Raw genomic sequence first — 19,266 nt, forward strand, 5'->3', positions numbered from 1 at the left:
GAGGCTGTCCCAAATTCTGTGTAAACTCCATATCGTGATGTAAAATTGTTATTAAGGCAAGAGCCGTAAGCCCTTGTTGCTAATACCAAACATATTTCGCTCTGCACGTCAAGAAATCCTTGAACGTGCAGTTTTTTATTCCGGAAGCCTGTCTTCAAAATAGACGGCCAGCTGTGCGTGAATAATGCTCCAATCCTGGCGGCGGCCTGTCCATTTCTTCGTTATGTCCATCATGGCAAGATAGAGCATTTTCAGTAGACTGTCATCTGTCGGGAATACAGACTTGGCTTTTGTCACCTTGCGTAGCTGGCGGTTGAACCCCTCTATGGTATTGGTGGTATAGATAAGCCGCCTAAGCTCAGCCGGATATTTGAAATAGGTGCTGAGGTTGGCCCAGTTATCGAGCCATGACTGGGAAATCTTGGGGTATTTCTTGTCCCACCGGTCGGAGAAACTTTCCAGTGCTGCTGTGGCAGCATTCTCATCAGGAGCAGCGTAAACCTCTTTCAAGTCAGCCATCAGTTCCTTTAAATCCTTGTAGCTCACATACTTGCTGGAGTTACGAAGCTGGTGGATTATGCAGTTCTGTATCTCTGTTTTGGGAAATACTGCTTCTATGGCGGAGGAAAAGCCTGTGAGGTTGTCCGTGCAGGCAATGAGTATATCTTCCACGCCACGGTTCCTCATGCTGTTCAGAATGCTGGCCCAGAATTTTGCACTCTCGTTTTCGCCTACCCACATGCCCAATACTTCCTTGCGGCCATCGAGGTTAATGCCTATGGCAATATAAACGGCTTTCTTGACAATCTGTCCTTCACTGCGTACATGGTAGTGAATAGCGTCCATAAATACCACCGCATACAGGTTTTCAAGGGGCCTCTGCTGCCATTCTCTGACCAGTGGAAGAATCTTGTCCGTTATGCGGCTGATGGTCGTGTCTGAGACAGAAAGGCCATAGATGTCCTGTATGTGGCTTTCAATGTCGCTGGTGCTCATACCTTTTGCGTACATAGAAAATATCTTTTCTTCAATGTCTTGGCTGATGCTGGTCTGATTCTTCTTGACGAGCTGCGGCTCAAATTCCCCCTTGCGGTCGCGGGGAACGGAAATCTCCACATTGCCAAAACTGGTACGGAGGTTCTTCTTGCTGTGTCCGTTACGGCTGTTGTCCGTATCCTTGTTCTTGTAGTCATACTTGCCGTAACCCAAGGATTCATCCAACTCAGATTCAAGACCATTCTCCATGAATTCAGCAATGGTTTCCTTGAACAAGTTCTGGATGTCTTCCATGCTGGTAACGTTGCTTTCCTGCAGCAATGCCCGAATCTTCTCCCGGCGGGCCTGTTCTTCTGGGGTGCGTGTTTTCCTGCTCATAAAAATACCTCCCAAGTAATGTCTCTATTTTACATCACTTGGGAGGTTTACACAAAATCCGGGATAGACTCCTGTGTAAAAAAGATAAATTTTCTAATAAATTGACATATGTCCTGTTTTTTGCTATTCTGTTATCGTTAATTTCTTGTATAAGCCCATGAATATGGTATGGGCGTTTCTACAGGCAACCGTAAATTGTCACAGTCTACAAGAAAAACGAAGCATTGATAGTTGAAGCTTCCTTTTTCTTGCGGTGACTTATGAGTCCGCCTGCTAAGAAAGAGGAGGCTATTATTTTTTATGCAAGTTCAAGCAAGTCAGTCTTTCCTGGAGCGCTTCTTTAAGCTCTCGGAAAAGGGAACCACGGTACGCACGGAGATTATCGCTGGTTTCACCACCTTTATCGCCCTAGCGTATATCATGTTCGTCAACCCGAACATCCTCGCTGATGCCGGCGTGCCCAAAGAGGCCGCCATTGCATCCACCATCTGGATTGCGGCGCTGTCCACGATGATGATGGGCGTGTTCGCTAACTACCCGGTCGCTCTGGCACCGGGCATGGGGCTCAATGCGTTCTTCGCTTACTACGTCTGCGGTGTGTTAGGACTCCACTGGACGGTAGCGCTGGGCGCAGTATTCTTCTCTGGTTTGCTGTTTTTGATCCTGACCATCAGTCATGTGCGTCAGGCCATCATCAACGCCGTGCCGCAGAATCTGCGCGTGGCTATCGGCGTGGGTATTGGCTTATTCATCGCTTTTATCGGTCTTAAAGGCACCGGCCTGATTGTCAGCGATCCCGCTACTTTCATCACCCTCGGTCATGTGACCAAACCGGAAACGGCGATGTCCCTGTTCGGTCTCGTACTCACCGGTGTCCTGATGGCCCGTGACGTGCAGGGCTCCATCCTGATTGGTATCATCGCTACGACGGTCCTTTCCATGGTGCTGGGCTATTCCCCGGTTCCTCATGCATTCTCTGATGTGGTCAGCACGAGCCTGCCGCATATGGGCGAAACCTTTGGCAAGCTGGATATCATGGGTGCCTGGAACTACGGTATCCTGTCCATCATCTTCACCTTCACGGTCGTCGAACTCTTCGATAACATGGGTACCCTGATTGGTCTCACGGCCAAGGCCAATCTCGTCAAGAAGAACGGCGAGATCGAGAATCTCGACAAAGCCCTGAATACCGATGCTGTGGGTACGATCTTCTCCGCAGTCTTCGGTACTTCCACGGTCACCTCTTATATCGAAAGCGCTGCCGGTATCGCAGCAGGCGGCAAGACCGGCCTCACGGCTGTGACCGTTGCCGTACTCTTCCTCGTGTCCCTGCTGTTCGCACCGCTGATTGGCCTCGTGCCAGGCTTTGCCACGGCACCGCCGCTGATTCTCGTCGGCGCCCTGATGATGTCTGAAGTAGGCAAGGTGAATTTCGCCGACTTCACCGACGGCCTGCCCGCCTTCCTGACCATCATCATGATGCCCATGACTTCTTCCATCGCCAACGGCTTCGCCTTCGGTTTCATCAGCTATGCGTTCATGAAATCCCTGTCCGGCAAGGCCAGGGAAGTCAGCCCCATCATGTGGCTCGTCAGCATTGCCTTTATGATTAATCTCTTTATGCGTTCCTAAAAATCTATAACGCGCCGAACCCGGCCATCAGTCGATAAGTGCCTGATGGTCGGGTTTTTTGTATATCTGTGATCAAACACGTGAATTCGAGAAAAAAGAAGGAAATAATCGTTCAATGTCGAAAATTTAGACTAAAGGATGAAAAAAGGAAGTATCAAGTGGATAGGAAAGCCGTACAATTATAGTAAATCTCACTAACCTTGTCATGCCAGCCTCCCCTTTTACGTGGGAGGGGAACTGTCGAAGACGGTGGAAGGGGCTTATAGGGCGGTTATGTCGTCGTTTAGAGAGGTAATGTCTGATGGCTATACAGAAAAGACTTTTAGCAAAACTGAAAAGCGCCAATGCAGCTCTCGATATGCTTCAAAAGGGAAAGCCTTTGGACATCAATGATCTTCTGCAGAGATTGACAGATGCACAGAGCCTTTGCCAAAAAGGCTTGCCTGAAGCCGCTTATAAAAAATATGAGGAAATCTATGACGGGCTCATCATGGCGATTAAAGAGATACAGTCCGGTGAGGCTGCGGGAGATGCACAGGCGATTATAGCTCTGTGCATGGAGCTTCTGCAGCATATTGTTGTAGAAACAATTAAGGAAGATAAATTTAAGAAGGAAATATTCTTCCTGCCGTATAAAGCCAGTATGTGGGACAGCCTCGAGAGTGTGTGGAAAGCGGCAGATGAGGATAAGGAAAACTGCATCGCTTATGTGATGCCGATTCCCTACTGTGACAGGAATCCTGATGGCACTGCCAGGGAGTGGCATTGCGAAAGATATGAATTTCCTGAATATGTACCTACATTGGATTGGCAAAGTGTGGATTTGAAAGCCTGGCATCCGGAAGTGATTTTCTATCATAATCCATATGATAATAATAATAGAGTGACCAGCGTAGAGGGGACTTATTATAGCAGCAACCTGAAAGAATGTGCAGATAAGTTGATCTACATTCCCTATTTTGTACTTGCTGAACCGAATTTTGATTATGATGATCCAGAAAAGAAAAAGGAAATACAGGAAACTGAGAATAAAATTGCCAATTTTGTCCTTGAGCCTGGTGTGATAAATGCAGATTACACTATTGTGCAGTCTGAGGCTATGAAACAGGTCTATGTAAAGATTCTCGCCAGACATACCAATGCAACCAAGGAATATTGGGAGAAGCGTATTTTGGGGCTGGGATCGCCGAAGTTTGACAAGGTGTTTGGTAGCAAAAAAGAAGATTATCAGATACCGGAGGAATGGGAGAGATTGATAGCTGGGCGGAAGACGATTTTCTATAACACAGGACTTAGTGCTATGCTGGATCATAGAAAGAAGTTTGTAGAGAAGGTGCGCTCTGTTATAGAAACCTTTAAAAAGCAGAATGATGTATTGCTTTGGTGGCGGCCTCATCCGTTGCTGATATCTACATTTAGGTCTATGCATCCTGAACTTTTGGCGGAGTATGAGGAGATTGTCAATACATATCGTAGCGAGAAATGGGGGATTTATGACGATACTCCGGATATGGACAGAGCAATTGAATGTACAGATGGATATTATGGGGATTGGAGCAGCTTGGTACATCTGTATGAAAAGACGGGGAAGAAGGTCTTTATACAAAATTGCAGGGCAGGTAAGAATTTGTTTAGTGGAATTTCACATTTTATGGATTCTGTTGAGAAAGATGGGTATATGTACTTTTCCGAAAACAGTTTCAACGGATTGTTTCGTTATAGAGTAGGAGAGACAAAGGCGGAATTTCTGGGGAGTTTTCCCGGAGAAGAACCATGGCAGGGAGATTTGCATAGAAATGTATTTGTTAAGGGGGATAAACTGTTTTTTATTCCTATAAATGGACATGGTATTTCGGTTTATGATTGTAGGAATAGTAAATTCAACTTATTAAAGATTCCTGGTGGGGATGATGAGTATGTGCATTATATGCAATGCATTGAAGTTGATGAAAAATTAATGCTGATTCCTGTGAATTTAAATACGCCATTTGCTTTCTTTGATTTAAAGAATGAGAAAATAGATTATATAGAAAAAGTTTCAAAGGAAATCGCAGGAATGATTTCGCATCCCACACGTTACGAAATTTTCTCTCTTTATGGTGCAATAAATGTGGATGGATTTTTGTATTTGGCATTATGTCCTACAAATATAATTTTGAAAATTTCTTTAAGGACTTTTGCAGTAGAGAAAATTGAGTTACCTATACATATACGCTTGAGATATATAAATTATGTAGATGGTTGGTTTTATTTTACTGGTATGAACCACGTTATAGGACGTTGGTGTGAGACTGATAATACCGGAGATATTTATGATATTCCATACGAAGCTACAGATGAGGTAGTTCCCTATATTCAACTGATTCCTTATCAAGATAAATTGATTTTACCATCTGGTCGTGAGGACAGATTTTGGATGTTTAGTCCATCCTCTAATAAATGGGAAAATTTGACATATAATTTTCCTCCAGGGTTTGAGCGTGATATACGAGGCTCGTTGCTATTTTTAGGCTATAGGGAAGATGGAGAAAATCTTTATCTATACCCTAGAGCCGGCAATGGTCTTCTTAGGTTTAATGCGAAGGAGAAAAAGTTTTATTTCGAAGCTATAAGATATTCCTCGGAGTTGTTGAACTCTTTGGGGAAAAATATAATAAATCATGTTTTAGATGAAAATAGAATTACATTTGAAGCTGTAGTTTCTATTGAAGATTATTTAGAATATATGAAGACTTTTGATTTGAAGGCTGAAGATGAATTAGAAGAAAGATTAATAGGAGAGTATATTTATCAGTTGATAAAAGAAGGGGTTTGACATAATTGAAGTTAATCGGAGTTATACCTGCAAGATACGAATCGTCACGTTTTCCAGGTAAGCCCTTGGAAGATATTTGTGGAAAGCCTATGATTTGGTGGGTATATCAACAAGCTGCTAAAGTTAAGGAGTTAGAGCAGGTTTTTGTAGCTACAGATGATGAACGAATCCAGGAGGTATGTGAGGCATTTGATATTGCTTGCATAATGACTCGAAAGGATCATATTACTCATGTTTCACGTATTCATGAGGTCAGTGAAAAGGTGTCTGCTGACTACTATGTGGTTGTGTGTGGAGATGAACCATTGATTGAGGCTGATGTGATTAGAAAGATCTTCGATGTTATAGACGAGAAAGAAGAATACTGTGTGGGAGGTTTATGCAGATATTTTACTGACCCTGCTGAGGTAGTAGATCCTGCTAATATAAAGGTAGCCACCAATAAAGAAGAAGACACTATAATGCTGACACGGTCACCGGTGCCTTTTCCCTATAAGACGATAATGTTTCGTTATAAGAAGCTTATTGGTGTGGAATGCTACAACAAGGCTTCGCTAGACTATTTCGTATCGCAGCCCAAGGGGGCAATAGAGAGTATAGAAGATGTAACGTTGCAGAGGTTTTTGGAACATCACATTAAGGTCAAGCATAAATTGGTGGAAACCGATGCCTTGTCGGTGGACACACCGAGGGATTTAGAAAAGGTACGTGAGATTATGGCAAAACATGTAACAGCAGTAAACAAAGTATCACGATGTGCGCGGGGGGGGCATTCAAATTTAAATCAATGGACACGCATAGGAGGTAGCTTACTGATACAACAGAAATCAACTGAATTTGTGGAAAGTAGTCTTTTTTCCACCAGGGAGATGGTGGCATGAAAAGTGCATGTTTTATCCCCATAAAGGCAAATTCAGAACGTGTGCCAGGCAAGAATTTGAGGGTTTTAAATGGCCTCAAACTGTATCAGCATATCCTCCATCATGTGAAGGAAGCTGGTGTTTTTGATGATGTATATGTGGATACAAACAGTGGGGAAGTAGCCTCTTATGCAGTGGGATGTGGCTTCAAGGTCATAGAAAGACTGTCAGCTCTGGCAGAAAAAAACGCCAATGGTAATGATTTGCTTAAGTATCACTTGCTGTTATATCCAGAATATGATTACTACTTCCAAGCTTTTGCCACAGCGCCTTTTCTACAGCCGGAATCAATACGTGCATGTTTTAAGAATATGACGGAAAGCAATGTCTATGATTCATGTTTTACGGCAACAGAGAATCATGGTTTTTATTGGATGGCTGGCAACCCTGTCAATTATCGTCCTTGTGTACTGCCAAGGAGTCAGGATATGTTGCCGATTTTTGAGGAAACAACTGGATTATATGGTGTAACTCGAGAATCTGCAGAAAAATATCATTGTAGGATAGGGGCGCATCCATACATACATATAGTTTCGAAGTTCGAAGCTGTTGATATTAACACAATTGAAGATTTCAAGCTGGCAGAGCATGTTGGTCATGTAATATATGGACTTTAGATAAGAGTTGCTGGAACGTGGTGGGGGAAACCTGCTAAGTAAGGAGCATAACACAGATGTATACTGTTTTAGTAACGGGAGGGGTCCGTGGTATAGGCAAGGCAATTGCTAATAAATATAGGCAAGAAGGATATAAGGTTATTGCTCCAGACAGAGAGGAATGTAATTTAGCAGCTGAGAATTCTGTTGAGGAATTTATTCGTAGATATCAGGATGAACGAATCGATATTATTGTCAATAATGCTGGAGTAAATGATGTTAACCTTATAGATGAAATAACGGACGAAGAATTGGAACAGATGATGCAGGTTAATCTAATATCACCAATCAGACTTATTCGAGGCTTCGCCAGAAATATGAAGAAGAATAACTTCGGCAGAATTGTTAACATCGGTTCAATTTGGGCGGTGGTCTCTAAGGGGGGCAGGACTGTGTATAGTGCCACTAAGCATGGCATACATGGGGTGACCAAGACCTTGGCGGTGGAACTTGCGCCCTACAATATTCTTGTGAATACAGTTTGCCCTGGGTTTACGCTGACTGATTTGACTAGGAAAAACAATGACGCAGAGGCTATAGCGAAAATCAGCCGTGAAATACCACTAGGAAGAATGGCAGAGCCAGAGGAAATAGCTAATGTGGTTTATTTCTTTGGCAATGAAAATAATACATATTTGACAGGACAAAAGATTACAGTAGATGGGGGGTATACTTCCCAATGATTGTACATTCCAAAAGCAAGAACTATGAAGTTCATATTGTAAATAACCTAGACTGGCTCAAGGGAGATAGCAGCAATAGATTTTATGTTTTGGATAGGAAAGTATATGAAATATACAAGAATGAATTATTCTCTTGTCTGCCGAAAGAGCGTATGTATCTGATGGATGCCAGGGAGGAAAATAAAACAATATATACGGCATTGGACGTTTGTGCAGCAATGACAGTAATGGCATCTAAACGGAATACCCGACTGGTGTCCATAGGTGGAGGCATTGTTCAAGATGTTACTGGTTTTGCAGCTAATATCCTATATAGGGGAATTGCTTGGACCTTTGTACCTACTACTCTACTTTCCGCCTGTGACAGTTGTATTGGTGGCAAAACTTCACTGAATTATGACAAATTCAAGAATCTGTTGGGAACATTTTATCCTCCTGATGAAATTTATATTTGTTCGTCCTTATTTAAGACACTCGAAGAAGGTGACTTCTTGAGTGGCCTAGGAGAAGTTGTCAAGTTTAACGTCATGGGTGGAGACAACCAGCTTGCTTCTATGGAAAAGGATATGCCAGAGTTATTGCAGCGTGCCCCAGACAAATTGTTGCCCTACGTAAAAGCGTCCTTAGAGTTCAAGAAAAATATAATAGAGGAAGATGAATTTGATAAAGGAACTAGGGTCCTTTTGAATTATGGACATACCTTTGGACATGCAATAGAGGCAGTAACAGATTATGCTGTGCCTCATGGTACGGCAGTGGCAATGGGGATGGTGATGGCTAATCGCATCAGTCTTTCCAGGTGCATGATTTCAGAAGAGGTAGTTCATAGAATTGAAAAAATTATAAAGCGTATAATTCCGTTGTACAAAAATGGTATTGATTTAAAAGCAGGAGAACTGGAAGTAGCTATACATAAGGATAAAAAACAAATAGATTCGAATATTACGGCCATATTGATGAATAACAATATAGATTTGGAAATTGTGCATGATATACAATCTAGTGAGATAAAAAATGCTTCGAAATTTTTGGAGAAATTTTTATCGGAGTAATACTATTATTATCATTTCGAGGTGGTTAATGTGTCAAATATAATAACTGATAAACTTCATTTATTGGACTGTACGCTTCGGGATGGTGGATATGTAAATGACTGGAATTTTGGTCACCACTCAATAACATCTATATATAAGCAGTTAGATTCAGCTGGAGTAGATTATATAGAAGTGGGGTTTCTGGATGATCGCCGTCCATTTGATCCTAATCGCTCCATTGCTCCTAATACGGAATGTTTTTATGAAATATTTAAAGATGTGAAGAAAAAACATGCGTTGCCAGTAGCAATGATTAACTTTGGAACATGTGATTTAAGTAATATAGGTGATTGCTCGACTACTTTTATTGAAGGTATTCGTGTAATATTTAAAAAAGAAAAGATTGATAAAGCATTACCTTTTTGTAAGGCTATCAAGGAAAAGGGATACAAGCTTTTTATACAGGCAATCTCCATTACAGCGTATTCGGATATGGAAATGCTGAAGTATGTTGAGAAAATTAACGGGATTAAGCCATATGCTTTTTCTATTGTAGATACATACGGATTGCTTGATACAAAATGGTTGACACATTATTTTAACCTTATTGATAATAATCTTGATCCAGAGATTATTGTTGGGTATCACGCACATAATAATTTTCAGTTGGCGTTTAGCAATTCGATGAATTTTTTACATATAAATACGAAGCGAGACCGAGTTGTAGATGCTACTGTTTATGGCATGGGCAAAAGTGCAGGGAATTGTCCGATTGAACTTCTTTCCATGCAGATGAATAAATACTTTGATAAGAAGTATGATATAAATTCTTTTTTGGAAATAATGGATGTTAATCTCATGCCTATCTATCAGAAACGCTTTTGGGGTTATAAATATAATTTCTATATATCGGCAATGCAGAACTGTCATCCAAATTATGTACAATACTTACTCGATAAAAAAACACTGACTGTGACGTCAATAAATGAGATATTGTCAGCACTGCCTGAGGAAAAGAAGCTTTTATATGATGAGATTTGTATAGAGAAGCTTTATTCAGAACATCAAACTAATAATATAGATGATAGTGAAGCTTGTGCGCGTCTCACGGAAGCACTGGGAGATAAAGAAGTACTTCTGCTCGGGCCTGGAGGAAGTATTGTAGAAAATGAAAAGAGAATAAAAAATATTATTAAAGAAAAGGGTGCGGTAACCATATCTGTTAATTTCGCTACCGAACTGTTCGAAAGCGAATATGTTTTTCTTAGTAATGCGAAGCGCTATAATGCATGGGCAGATATGTTTAATATGTTGCCACAGTCCTGTAAGATGATTCTCACATCTAATATAAATGCTTTTGATAGGAAACCAGACTATGTTATAAATTATAGTTCTCTTTTGAGGGGAGAGAACTATAAAAAGGATAATGCTTTATTATTGGTTATGAAATTGATGCAAAGAATAGGAAAAAGAAAAATTTTTTTAGCTGGATTTGATGGGTTTACTGGAGATAATAGTGATTATTATGATGTCAGTTATTCATTTGCTAGTGAAGAAGGGGTACTAGTGCATAATAATGAAATAATTAGCGACATGATAATGGATATGACTAATGAAATTGATGTGGAATTTATAACACCTTCGCTGTATAAAATGGTATAATGTCGGAGTTCAAATGTTACCTTATGTCCAAAATATACTAATGATTAAGTGGAAAAATAAACAAATGTTTTTTTGAGGTGTCTATAATGGTGCGCCAGTTCAGTACAGTAAGTATAGGTAGATGGAGTTTCTACCATGGTAAACCTAGCGAGAAGCTGTTACTTAGACTTGGGCTGGTTGTCGTTAGGTAACACGTTAATGTGAACTTCCTATGAAATTAACTATCTATCGTGAAGCCGCTATTCATGCGAGTTTGAAAATTTTAGATAGTTAAAAACATGGGAAATTCACAATCAAATAAAAAGGAGGAAAAACTTGTGGATGTAAAAAGATATAACTGGCAGAGGCTGCTTTCGACAGATAGGGAACGTAAACCAGAAGAAAAAAATGATATTTACAATTCGGATAAAAGGACTGAATTCGAAAAAGATTATAATCGTACTATATGTTCGTCTGCGGTAAGAAGATTGCAGAATAAGACACAGGTATTTCCTCTTCAGGAAAATGATATTGTTCGCAATAGATTGACTCATTCTATGGAAGTTTCATCCATAGGTAGATCTATGGGGCAAGCTATAGGCAATGCATTAATAGATGATGACAGGATAAAAGATAAGGCAAAAAAAGATGGAGCAGATTCAAGTATAGGGAATAATATAGCCAATATACTTGCAGTGACTGGTTTGATTCACGATTTAGGGAACCCACCATTCGGCCATTATGGTGAAAGCATCATAAGAAAATGGTTCGAAAATAAATTCACCACGTTGAATGGTGTCGAGAAAGATAAGAGGGAACAGAAAGATTTTCTTAACTTTGAAGGTAATGCTCAATCGTTAAGAATTGTATCCAAATTGCAAAATCTTAATGATGGATATGGATTAAATTTAACATATGCAACGTTAGGTGCAATGATTAAATACCCGAGAGGATCTGAAGAATTATCAACCAATAAAAAGAAATTTGGATATTTTGCATCAGAAGAAGAATTGATGAAACGCATATTTGAAGCTACGGAGACTGGTAAGCATGAACGGAAAAATCCGCTTTCGTATATTCTTGAAGCAGCAGATGATATAACTTATTTGCTTGATGATATCGAGGACGGAGTTAGAAAAGGAGTTATAGAATGGGGGGATGAAAAGAAAAAACTTGTAGATGAGTTAGCAAAAATAGATGATAAATTGGCTGAGCGGTTTTATGAAAAAGAAGAGAAGTTAAATAATAGTGAAATAAAAGAAAAGGAATTAGCATATAGGTCTGTACAAAATTTCCGCGTCCTTGTTCAAGGCGGAATGATTTTGTCGGCGAATGATGTATTTGTTACCAAGTATGATGATATTATGAATAATGATTTTAATGGAGATTTGGTAATAAATAGCACTTTAGGTAAATATGTGCCTACATTAAAAGAAGTGACAAGGAGATGTTGTTTTAACTCTAAAGAAGTTCTTAAATTAGAACTTGCGGGTGATAGCATTTTAACAGGGCTGATGGATATGTTTTGGCCTGCGATAAATGAAGGGGCTAAAAAGAAAAACAGAGAAGGTAAATTATATTCTTTGATATCACCTAACTTTATAAGAGTATATAATAGTGGGCCTGATACGAGTTATTATAGGCATCTGCTATTGACAGATTACATAAGTGGGATGACTGACTCTTACGCATTGAAGTTATATAGAGAACTTACAGGGTATAAATTGCCATATGGAGTATAAATGTTTAGCTTAAAAATTGCCTTTTATTTTCTTATAAGAAAGAATATAAGGGCTCTAAATTTTATAAAAGATATAGAACGTAGTCACAATATATATATGATGGGAGGTGCAGTGAGAAATTACATAGAAAATGGTTATCGATTCGATATAAATAATTTACCTAAAGACTTTGACTTTGTTGTCGAGTATAAAAAGGGAAGAACGCTGAGAAAAATATTATGTAACAGACAAATTAGATATTCACGCAATAAGTTCGGTGGATATAAGATACAGATAGGTAAAATTAAAATTGATATATGGGAATTAAAGGACACATGGGCTTTTAAGAATTCAAGTATGGTAGCAAATTATACTAACTTGGAAAATAGTGTTTTTTTAAACGTAGATGGAATAGTTTATGATTTTCGTAGAAATAAGTTTTATAAAAAAGCTTATGATATGGCGGAACGTAATAAAAAAATTAGTGTTGTATTTAAACAAAGTCCATATGTTCATATAAATGCAGTTAGAGCTATATCTTATGCTGAGAAATATAAAATGACATATTCTAATCAAGTGGCAGAAATTGTAGAAAAATATAAAAATAATAGCGCGTTTAAGAAGACAGTTTTTAGGGGGGGGATTCCTAAGAATGTAAATTAGAAAACCAAGCAGACTAAAGAATAATGCCATGTTATTAGTAAGGCGGTGATGCGAAATGCTTTTACATGGGACTGGAATATCGTAATTTTGAAGAAGGTGGTTGAAAATTGGCGCATAATTCCCAGCCCTTGAAATACCAATTTTTTTCAAGGTTCAGTTGCTATTATGCTAGGCATCTACGTGGATAACGGATATTATGGCGAATAACATGATATACCACATCATGGAAGAATGGTGACGTCCTTCTTCCAGCAGCCCATCAATCTTTATGCGTTTGTTTGACCTTTCGGCAGATGTGCGTTTTTTGTAAATGGCTTTCTACTGGGTCGACCCCCGTGGTGGATCGCAGAAAAGCCGTGGATCATCTTTGAGGCTTATGTTTACAACGCGTCCATAAGTAGAATTTGTACAGGTGGAGAGGCACATACAGAGTCTTTCAGCATATTTTGTTTTGGGACAAATATACTTGGCCCTGTACATCTGTACCGTTGGGTTTCATAGGAAGTCCTAATGGGCAAACAGGTACACCATCAGGCACTGTGGTATAACTTTTGTCTTCTGGAGACTTGATGTTGCGTGCGTTCAAGTTAATGAAGGGAGTTATGTTGTTTCTTTTACACGTCGTTTAGACTGCGCTGGCATCATGTGCGGCATCGAGGATTAAAGCAGAAATTTTCCAGTCCGCAAAAAATGTCTTGATGCAGGCAAGTCCGTGCAGCATAGCAGGAAGATCATAGCGGGAGGCACGCTCCAGGATAGGAAAGACTGGCAGTCCGGATTCTGCATCTGTGAAGAGGTAGAGATTGTAACTGTAGTAAAAGAAGTTTCTGGACGAATCCCACCCCCAGTTGGCATCTGGTTGGGAGAACCAGCGTTTATGGCAGCAATTTGCGATACCGTTTTTATGACAGTCACAGGTTGAATGACTGCGTTCACGATTGGAAACTTTAACGGGCGTGCCATCGCCGGCTAGCAACATATGGTTGATATCAATGATTTGCCTGCGCACCGAACCCGCAATGAAAACACGTTTAAAGATTTCGCCTATGATATGCAGTTTGGTTTTGAGAAAGCCGCCGGCACTATGCCCTTCGAAATACTTAATGATGGTGGCAGCGTGATCCGGGGTGAAGTTTGGAGACTTGTCGCCCGTGGATTTCTCTTTTGGAGTTTTTTTCTTGCGGGTAACGCAGTTGAGGCGAGAAGTTGTTGGATCCAGGCCACAATCGATGGAAGAAGTCGTAAAAAGAAGCGTAAGTCGGTGTATGCCCCGGGGTGAAGCCTGACAGCACAGCCACACATTTATCTGAGCGCAGGCGTTTGGCCCACTCAACGAGAGAAGTGCACTTGAGCCATATGGAAAGGAGGTAAGAGCGCAGCATCGAGGAAGGCAGCCATGCCGGGCGACCTTCCTCTGAGTAGAAAGGGGCGCATGATTTCGTCAACCGGTGAAAGGTCAAGAGTTCGGAGTTTGTTTGCGAGTTTACGCATCTTTTTGTTGAAGCGTTTGAAACGCTTGTTGCCAATGTGTTGGGAGAGGAGCTGTTGGTAGGCAGCATGGGAGCCGTTTTCAGGCAATCTCTGCATGATGTTCACCTTCTTTCAAGTACTATTGTACATGTGAAACATGAAGCAGAGATGGGTAAAACACATTTGCAACAAGTTTTTGCAATAAAATTCGGTAAATATTGGGGCATATTGAAGAATGTGCTATGTCTCAGGGTACGTAGATAGCGACCTTTGAGTTTTCTAATTTACATTGGTAATTGGTGGTGGGATGCTATGGATAACTTGGAATGCTTAAGTGAATTTTTTGATAGCGGAAGTGCAGAAACTGAAAAAAGCTTTCTTAATGATGTTTTTGTTACTACAGAAGATTTTCTTAGCATTATCAAACCAAAGAATAATACTTTGAAAATTTTAGTAGGAAATAAGGGGAGCGGTAAGAGTGCTTTATTGGGCTATCTGAAAGATCGTGCAGAGAAATTGGATATTCCTGTTATCCAACTTACGCCTACAGACTTTCCAGAGTGGAATTTTAGCGAAAATGCTTCACCGGCAAGTATGATTTCAAATATATATGCGTCAATATTAAAGGCTATGGCGTTGGAATTGGGGATTAGACAAAAAGGATTATTGAGCGATGATGATAATAGGTTGCTCCAAGAGGCGATTAGAGAAGGCGTTAGAGAACCAACAGCAGTATCCAAAATTTTAAATATTATAATGCCCATAGGTAAAGCTGTGACCAAAATAGATTTTAAAGAGATGTTGCCATCGTATGCATTTACTTCAGCAAGTCGTGAGCGAGTGGTATCTTCTTATATGAAAGATAGAAAAGTTTTTTATGTTTTGTTGGATGACATAGATCAAATATGTAATGCTTGTCGTAGTGATTATTATGATGTGATATGGGCAGAAGTGCTGGCGTTATTGAAAATTGCAATTAATATTCCCAATATAGTTCCTATAGTTTCTGTAAGAAGAGAAATATGGCGCAAACTAAGTATTAATAATGGAAACAGGGACAAGTATGATCAAATTAGAAATATGGTGTGTACATTACGTTCGGATAGGGAGAAACTGAAATGTATTTTGGAGCGCAGATTGTTATTTTGTAAAGAGCGTTATGAAATTAAATCCAATAATTTGTATGATGCTTTTTTTGAGGGGGAAGATTGTCAAGTCCCTAATTCATTAGAGAGAAGAAGATGGTATGATTATCTAATATCTTCTAGTAGAGAAAACCCAAGAGATTTGATTCAACTGGTGAGTTTTCTTGTGCGTAATGCACAGAAGAAGATGGCTTCGAGAATTAGTGATGTGGATGTAGAAAATACTGCGTTGAAATATTCGGAAGAGCGTGTGGGTGATTTGATACAACAAAATGAAGACATGTTTTCTAAAATTGAGCCACTTATAAGATCGTTTTCATTGGCAACATTTGAGATGCAGCCTGAAGAATTACGAAAACATCTAAGTGATTTTTTAGGACAGGGAAATATTATATTCAATGGAAAAACTATAAAATTACTGGATGATAAAGTTATAAAGGTTTGGGATTTGTTGTTTAATATTGGCTTTATAAATCCACGTGCAATAGACAATACTCAAAAAAGAGGGTATTCGTTCATACCATATGATGAGACGTTGGTATCGTGGACTAGATGGAATGATGTTCAAAAATATACCTGGGACATTCATCCTTGTTATCGAGTATTTTTGTATAATCTTAAAGAAGAAGAAAAGAAGAGAATTCAAAATAAAGATGTTGGAGAGAATTACAAAGGCAAGACAACCACATTGCAACGCAAACAGAAAAAGGGAAGAATAAGAGAATATAGGAGACGATAAATGCATTATATTATATTCGGTGCAGGTGAAGTAGGAATAAAGGCTTGGTTTTTTCTTCAAAATGATTGCGTGAAGTGCTTTGTAGACAACTATAAAGCTGGACAAAAAATGTATGCGACAATGGGGACTATCGAAGTAGAGAAAGATATCATAGACTTTCCTGCTATGATGGAAATATACAACGAGGGTCAAACCATTGTCGTGGTAGCTTCAGGAAACTATTCACAGGAGATGGTTTCACAGCTTTTAGAAGCTGGGGGTGACAGATATTTTGTGTTCAGTGAATCAGATACTATTAAGATATGGCCAATGTTGCCTTATTATCGTCTGTATAGGCGTTGGGAGCATGTATCGTATACCAAGCGATTGTTTGACCATAATATTTCTGTATATAAAAATGTGGCCATACTTGGTGCTAATGAATTTTTACCATACCTTATTTCTGCTATTGCATTTCAAGCTGGATTTGAACATATCATTGGTGTGATTGACACTCCAGAAGCGCATGAAGCCAACAAATTAGGGCTGCCACTGATTGACTGGGAAGAAGCTAAGAGAAAAATAGATTGTCTTGTTGTTAATTCGCATCGGGCCGATACATACTATTGTGATGAACTGGAAGAGTGCGAGCATGATTTCCATATTCTACGTTTATTTGAAGTAGAACAAGAGATGCCAATGTTTTTTCATCCAGAACTTAAGAAATATAAAGGCATTCATAAGGGGAAGAGATGCTTTGTGTTGGGAAATGGTCCATCGCTTACAGTTGAAGATTTAGAAGTCCTTCATGATAATAATGAGATATGCATTGGATGTAATAAAGTTTACAGGATATATCCTAAAACGAAGTGGCGTGCGGACTATCTTATGGTGACAGACCATAGGGTCATTGAAGAGATGAGAAAAGATAACTTGGAGGATGTTCCTGGTGTAAAATTTATAGCTGACCAAAATCATAGAGAGAATGAATTTTTGTTGGATGGTTTTGAACCTGTGCATTTTTTTGAAGAGGCCTATTATCCACGGAATTATCCCAAGTTCTCTGATGATATTACCAAAGGTGTATACTTGGGTTGGACAGTTATCTATGATATGTCTCTGCAATTTGCTGCATATATGGGCTTTGATGAGATATATATACTAGGGGTTGATTTATCGTTTACAAAAGACATTGGAAAGAAAGAAGAGCATTTTATTAATGGTTACATAAAAGAAGAAGACAGACATCTTTACAAAAATGTTGGTGATGATGTAAGTCTGCCTAGGATAGTTCGCGCTTTCGAAAAGGCAGAAAAGTACTCCCGTCAGCATGGTTTCCGTATTTATAATGCTACCCGTGGTGGCAATCTAGAGGCTTTTGAGAGAATAGAATTTGATAAGCTGTTTTAGAGACGGAGAAAACAATGAAGCATTTAATTATCATAGGCGTTGGCGGCTATGCACGTGAAGTGTACTGGCATGCACAAGGTTCTATTGGATATGGTGAAGAGTGGGATGTTAAGGGATTTCTTGATGGCGATATAAAGTTGCCGGAGAAGGAATATAAAAAGCTTCCATTGCCTTTGCTGGGGGAGGTAGGGAAATATCCCGTAGAGGATGATGATATTTTCATATGTGCTATAGCATCTCCTGTTGGCAGGAAGAAACTTGTGGAGATAATGCTATCCTGTGGGGCTAAATTCATAAACCTCATTCACAAGACAGCTATCATACATGATACAGCAAAGATAGGTATAGGTAATATCATAGGGCACTTTACTACTATTCACGATTTATCCGTTATAGGAAATTATGTCATCTTGAATGGCCGTGATGGCATAGGACATGATGCAGTAGTAGGGGATTACTCTAGTCTAATGGGAGTGGTCAGCATCAATGGTTATGCCGTAGTAGGAAAAAGGACCTTCTGGGGAACGAATTCTGTGGCCATGGCCCATAGCAAGATTGAAGATGATGCATATGTTGGCGTGGCCAGCGTGGTGTTCAAGCGTGTGAAGAAAGGCCAGCGGGTCTTTGGCAATCCGGCGATGCCATTGTAAGTGTTGCGTGGAGTGTTTTTGCTATGATGAATTTTTCAAGATACATACTAAGATATTCTGAATCGAATATGTACTTAGAAATAGAAAATGATGCTGCTTTATTAATTGACCCGAATCGATCGGAAGAAGCGCTTGTCGCACTGAAGAAAAATAAAATACAGTCGCTGTATATTCTTCTTACACATGAGCATTTTGATCATATTACAGGTGTGAACTGGTATAAAAAGCAGTTCGACACTACAGTGATATGCCAAAGAAAATGTGCAGAAAGCATAAGCGTAGCCAAAAACAACCGTCCCTTTGTTTTTATGCCAATGGTAGAAGATAAAACAGAGACGGAAAAAAGAGAAATACTGGATTTCTATGATGCCTTGCCGGTTGAGCCTATCGATGTAGATATTGTTTTTGATGACAGTTATGTTTTTGAATGGCAAGGGCATCATATAAGCATGCAGTCTTGTCCAGGTCATTCCATGGGCAGTTCTGTAATTATAGTTGATAACACCCATGTTTTCACGGGAGACTATATGATTCCTGATACACCTATAATCTTACGTTTTCCAGGAGGTTCTAAGACTTTATATAAGCAAAAGACAGAATCATTTCTTCTTGGCTTAAAAGATGATCTTATGATTATGCCTGGGCATAGTGAACCTTGCTTGTGCAAGAATTTGGTGTATCAGAATGGATGTTTTATGAGGGAAAAGGATTGCTGAATCTTGAAAGGAGAAAAA

At 39.7% G+C, this 19,266-nt stretch carries 16 protein-coding genes and 1 riboswitch; of the genes, 13 read left to right on the forward strand and 3 right to left on the reverse strand.

What is annotated here, in order from left to right:
• Positions 1 to 135: 135 nt before the first annotated feature.
• Complete coding sequence (locus BLQ59_RS07505; RefSeq protein ID WP_074572258.1) at positions 136 to 1,374, reverse strand: IS256 family transposase; 1,239 nt, start codon at positions 1,372 to 1,374, stop codon at positions 136 to 138.
• Between the two features lie 125 nt (positions 1,375 to 1,499).
• Positions 1,500 to 1,602, forward strand: a riboswitch (purine riboswitch).
• A 72-nt stretch (positions 1,603 to 1,674) separates the two neighbouring features.
• Here BLQ59_RS07505 and BLQ59_RS07510 point away from each other — a divergent pair.
• The 9 genes from BLQ59_RS07510 (at position 1,675) to BLQ59_RS07550 (ending at position 13,139) form a co-directional block, all read left to right on the forward strand.
• A complete protein-coding gene (locus BLQ59_RS07510; protein WP_014425508.1) occupies positions 1,675 to 3,006 on the forward strand; it encodes an NCS2 family permease in 1,332 nt (443 codons plus the stop codon).
• A 301-nt stretch (positions 3,007 to 3,307) separates the two neighbouring features.
• The gene (locus BLQ59_RS07515; protein WP_074572259.1) at positions 3,308 to 5,821 is read left to right on the forward strand and encodes a hypothetical protein; all 2,514 of its coding nucleotides are present in this window, start codon (positions 3,308 to 3,310) and stop codon (positions 5,819 to 5,821) included.
• 5 nt (positions 5,822 to 5,826) lie between these two features.
• Positions 5,827 to 6,702: a 3-deoxy-manno-octulosonate cytidylyltransferase gene (locus tag BLQ59_RS07520; RefSeq protein WP_074572260.1), complete on the forward strand. Its 876-nt coding sequence runs from the start codon at positions 5,827 to 5,829 to the stop codon at positions 6,700 to 6,702.
• Positions 6,699 to 7,358 carry an acylneuraminate cytidylyltransferase family protein gene (locus BLQ59_RS07525; RefSeq protein WP_074572261.1) on the forward strand — a complete coding sequence of 220 codons (660 nt, stop codon included), beginning with the start codon at positions 6,699 to 6,701 and terminating at the stop codon, positions 7,356 to 7,358. The genes BLQ59_RS07520 and BLQ59_RS07525 overlap by 4 nt, the downstream gene beginning before the upstream one ends.
• Before the next feature lie 56 nt (positions 7,359 to 7,414).
• Positions 7,415 to 8,080, forward strand: coding sequence for an SDR family NAD(P)-dependent oxidoreductase (locus tag BLQ59_RS07530; RefSeq protein WP_074572262.1), 666 nt, complete (start codon positions 7,415 to 7,417; stop codon positions 8,078 to 8,080).
• Positions 8,077 to 9,132 carry an AroB-related putative sugar phosphate phospholyase (cyclizing) gene (locus BLQ59_RS07535; protein ID WP_074572263.1) on the forward strand — a complete coding sequence of 352 codons (1,056 nt, stop codon included), beginning with the start codon at positions 8,077 to 8,079 and terminating at the stop codon, positions 9,130 to 9,132. The genes BLQ59_RS07530 and BLQ59_RS07535 overlap by 4 nt, the downstream gene beginning before the upstream one ends.
• A gap of 30 nt (positions 9,133 to 9,162) precedes the next feature.
• Positions 9,163 to 10,776 (forward strand): aldolase catalytic domain-containing protein, encoded by a 1,614-nt coding sequence (locus tag BLQ59_RS07540; RefSeq protein ID WP_218122879.1) that lies wholly within the window; start codon positions 9,163 to 9,165, stop codon positions 10,774 to 10,776.
• 317 nt (positions 10,777 to 11,093) lie between these two features.
• Positions 11,094 to 12,497, forward strand: coding sequence for a dGTP triphosphohydrolase (dgt, locus tag BLQ59_RS07545; RefSeq protein ID WP_176756757.1), 1,404 nt, complete (start codon positions 11,094 to 11,096; stop codon positions 12,495 to 12,497).
• Positions 12,498 to 13,139 carry a hypothetical protein gene (locus BLQ59_RS07550; RefSeq protein ID WP_074572265.1) on the forward strand — a complete coding sequence of 214 codons (642 nt, stop codon included), beginning with the start codon at positions 12,498 to 12,500 and terminating at the stop codon, positions 13,137 to 13,139.
• 625 nt (positions 13,140 to 13,764) lie between these two features.
• Here the strand turns inward: BLQ59_RS07550 and BLQ59_RS16390 are convergent.
• Together BLQ59_RS16390 and BLQ59_RS16395 are read right to left on the reverse strand one after the other, a co-directional pair.
• Positions 13,765 to 14,472, reverse strand: coding sequence for a hypothetical protein (locus tag BLQ59_RS16390; RefSeq protein ID WP_256324633.1), 708 nt, complete (start codon positions 14,470 to 14,472; stop codon positions 13,765 to 13,767).
• A complete protein-coding gene (locus tag BLQ59_RS16395) occupies positions 14,469 to 14,726 on the reverse strand; it encodes a hypothetical protein (RefSeq protein ID WP_081342497.1) in 258 nt (85 codons plus the stop codon). The genes BLQ59_RS16390 and BLQ59_RS16395 overlap by 4 nt, the downstream gene beginning before the upstream one ends.
• A gap of 195 nt (positions 14,727 to 14,921) precedes the next feature.
• Here BLQ59_RS16395 and BLQ59_RS07565 point away from each other — a divergent pair, with 195 nt between their 5' ends.
• The 4 genes from BLQ59_RS07565 to BLQ59_RS07580 are packed head-to-tail and all read left to right on the forward strand — an operon-like array spanning position 14,922 to position 19,248.
• On the forward strand, positions 14,922 to 16,493 hold the full coding sequence (locus BLQ59_RS07565) for a P-loop ATPase, Sll1717 family (protein WP_074572267.1): 1,572 nt from the start codon (positions 14,922 to 14,924) through the stop codon (positions 16,491 to 16,493).
• Positions 16,494 to 17,882: a 6-hydroxymethylpterin diphosphokinase MptE-like protein gene (locus BLQ59_RS07570; RefSeq protein ID WP_074572268.1), complete on the forward strand. Its 1,389-nt coding sequence runs from the start codon at positions 16,494 to 16,496 to the stop codon at positions 17,880 to 17,882.
• Between the two features lie 14 nt (positions 17,883 to 17,896).
• Positions 17,897 to 18,532: an acetyltransferase gene (locus BLQ59_RS07575; RefSeq protein WP_074572269.1), complete on the forward strand. Its 636-nt coding sequence runs from the start codon at positions 17,897 to 17,899 to the stop codon at positions 18,530 to 18,532.
• Positions 18,533 to 18,555: 23 nt separating this feature from the next.
• Positions 18,556 to 19,248: an MBL fold metallo-hydrolase gene (locus BLQ59_RS07580; protein WP_074572270.1), complete on the forward strand. Its 693-nt coding sequence runs from the start codon at positions 18,556 to 18,558 to the stop codon at positions 19,246 to 19,248.
• The last annotated feature ends 18 nt before the right edge of the window (positions 19,249 to 19,266 follow it).

Source organism: Pseudoselenomonas ruminantium (assembly GCF_900104055.1).
GTDB classification, from domain to species: Bacteria; Bacillota; Negativicutes; order Selenomonadales; family Selenomonadaceae; genus Selenomonas_A; species Selenomonas_A ruminantium_C.